1 protein-coding gene is annotated in these 3,199 nt (G+C 77.6%); it reads left to right on the top strand.

What is annotated here, in order from left to right:
* On the top strand, positions 1 to 3,199 hold a 3,199-nt coding region (locus AAHZ94_RS31390), incomplete at both ends, for an SDR family oxidoreductase (RefSeq protein WP_349997108.1).

The following is a 3,199-nucleotide window of genomic DNA, read 5'->3' as shown; positions in this document are numbered from 1 at the left end:
CCGCCGCCCCCCCCCCCGCCCCCCGCCCCCCCCGCCCCCGCCCCCGCCCGCGCGGCGGGGGGGTTGCCGCCCCCCGCGGGGGGGCGGGGGCCCCCGCGGGGGGCGCCGCGCGCGCCGCGCTCGGAGCCGACGCCGAACACCGGGTCTTCGCCCGCCGCGACGCCGCCCGCCGCCAGGTCGGCTTCCTGCTCGCCGGCGTCGGCGAGCACTACCAGGGCATGGTCGGCGGCCTCTACCGCACCGAACCCGCCTTCAGGTCCGCCATCGACACCTGCGCCGCGCTCTTCCAGGACCTGCTGGGCGTCAACCCGGTCGCCGGCTTCCTCGGGGAGCGGGAGAGCGGCGCGCCCGACCTGGCCCAGTTGCTCGGCCGGACCGGGCCGGCGGGGCAGGCGGACGCGGCCAGCGCCACCGAGATCGTCCAGCCCGCGATGTTCGCCGTCGACTACGCACTGGGCCGGCTGCTGATGTCCTGGGGCGTCCAGCCGCGACTGCTGCTCGGCTACAGCGTCGGCGAGTTCGCCGCCGCCAGCCTCTCCCGCGCCCTCACCCTGCCCGAGGCCGCGGGGCTCACCGCCTTCCGTGCGCAGCTCATCGCGGGCCTGCCGGCCGGCGCGATGGCCGCCGTGCCGCTCTCCCAGGCCGAACTCACCGCCCGCTTCGGCCCGCTCGCCGGCACCGGCGTCGACGTCGCCGCCGTCAACGGGCCCGGCTTCACCGTCGTCTCCGGGCCGGTGGACGCGGTGGCCGAGCTCTCCGCCCGGCTGGCCGCGGCCGACGTGCCGAGCCGCCCGCTGCGCACCACCCACGCCTTCCACTCCGCCGCGCTGCGCCCCGCAGCGGCCGAGCTCACCGCCTGGGCCCGCACCGAACTGCACCCCCAGGCGCCCACCATCCCCTACCTCTCCAACGTGACCGGTGCGCCCGTCACCGAAGCGCAACTCGCCGACCCCGGTTACTGGGCCGACCACATGTGCGGCACCGTCCGCTTCTCGGACATGCTCACCCACCTGTTCGCCGCCGGCGACGACATCCTGTTGGAACTCGGCCCCGGCCAGTCGCTGGGCGCCATGGCCCGCAACCACCCCGACTGCCCGCGCGAGCGCTGGCCGCTGCTGCTGCCCACGCTGCCCGCCCAGGCCGACCCGACTACCGGCGAGGCCGTGCTCACCACTGCGCTGGCCCAGCTCTGGCTGGCCGGCGGCGAGGTAGACTGGGACGCCTACCACGAGGGCCGCGAACCCCGTCGGGTCTCCGCCCCGCCCTACCCCTTCCGCCGCGAGCGCTACTGGATCGACCCGGCGCCCGCCCAGGCCAGCGCCGGACCCGCCGACACCGCCACCACAGGCCCCGCCAAGCCCGCCGCAGTCGCATCCGTACAGCCGGCAACACCCGTACCGGGCAAGGAAGTTGAGCAGGCCGATCCGCTCGCCGCGCGGGGCCTGTTCCATCCGCGCTGGACGCCGCGACCGCTGCCGGCGGCCCCCGTGACGGCCCTGCCCGACGCCCCCGTGTGGATCTTCGCCGACGAGCGCGGCGTTGCCGACGCGCTCGCCGAACGGCTCGCCGCCGCCCGCGTCGACCACCTCCTGATCCGCCCCGCCGGCTTGCCCGCGGCCGACGCCGCCGCCGACGGCAGCCGCACCGTACGCCCCGCCGAACAGCAGGACTACCAGCAGCTCATCGAAACGTCCCCGGCCCCCCGCTGGGTCGTCCACCTGTGGGGTCTCGACAGCGCGCTCTCCCCGCAAGACGCCGACTGTGCACGGGAGTTGGGGTTCGACAGCCTGCGGGCCCTGACCGCGGCGCTCGGCGACGCGCGGTTGCCGCACCCGGTCTCGCTGCTCGCGGCCACCGAGTCGGCGCGCGCCGTGCTCGACACCGACCGGCCGGCCCCCGAACGCGCCACCGCCTTCGGCCCGCTGCTCGTCGCCCCACAGGAGTACGCCGGCCTCCAGGTCCGTACGATCGACACGGTCCTGACCGGCGACATGCCGGGCGACGACGCACGGAGCGCGGACGCACCGGCCGGCGGCGCACCCGGCAGCGAGGGGACCGCCGGCGACACGCCGCTGACCGTCGCCGCCGCCCTGTACGCGGAGTTGCTGCACGGCTTCGACCACCCCGCGGCCGGTACTGAGAGCGCGGCCACCACTGACCCCGCCACCACCGACCGTGCCGCCACCACCGCCGACCACCTGCTGGCCCTGCGCGGCGGCGCGCGGCTGGCCCTGGAGTACGTACCGGCGCCGGCGCCCGACGACCCGCCGGCCATCGTGCCCAAGGCCGACGGCGTCTACCTGATCACCGGCGGGCTCGGGCCCGTCGGCCTGCTCCTCGCCGAACACTTCGGCGCCGCGCACGGCGCCCGCCTGGTCCTCACCGGCCGCCGCGAACTGCCCGCCCGTACGGACTGGGAGCGGGCCGCCGCCGACCCCGCCACCGAACCCGCGCTGCGCGAGCGGCTCACCGGGCTGCTGCGGCTGGTCGGGCGCGGCGTGCAGGTGGAGGCCGTCGCCGCGGACGTCACCGACGAGGCGCGGCTGCGCGCCCTGGTCACCGACGTGCGTGAGCGGCACGGCGGCCTCGACGGCGTCATCCACCTCGCCGCCATCACCGACGCCGAGGTGCTCAGCCCGCTCTCCGGGCTCGGGCCGCAGGAGCGCGACGCCCACTTCCACGCGAAGATCGACGGCGCGCTGGCCCTGGAAAAGGTCCTGGCGGAGCTGCCCGTCGACTTCTGCCTGCTGTTCTCCTCGATGTCCACCGTCCTCGGCGGCATCGGCTTCGGCAGCTACGCGGCGGCCAACTCCTTCCTGGACGCCGTCGCCGCCCGGCACCGCGCGGGCCGCACCCGCTGGCTGGCCGTCGACTGGGACACCTGGCCCGCCACCGCCGCCAGCATCAGCGGCCAGTCCTTCGGCGCCTCACTGGCCGAGTACGCGCTGCACGAGGCGCAGGCGCTGGCCGCCGTCGACCAGGTGCTCGCCAGCCCGCACCCGCGCACCCTGGTCAGCGCCGGCGGCCTGCCCGCCAGGCTCGCCGAGTGGGTGCACCGGCGCGCCGCGGCCCCGGCCGGCGGCGCCGGCCCCCGCTTCCCGCGGCCCGCCCTCGCCCAACAGTTCGTACCGCCCGCCGGCGCCCGGGCACGCAAGCTCGCCGCCCAGTGGGGCGCCCAGCTCGGCGGGGGCGGCCTCGG

The sequence above is a fragment of the Streptomyces sp. HSW2009 genome, assembly GCF_040240285.1.
In the GTDB taxonomy this organism is placed as follows: Bacteria; Actinomycetota; Actinomycetes; order Streptomycetales; family Streptomycetaceae; genus Streptomyces.
The sequence above is the reverse complement of the archived record's forward strand: the minus strand, read 5'-3'. Positions and strand labels throughout refer to the sequence as shown.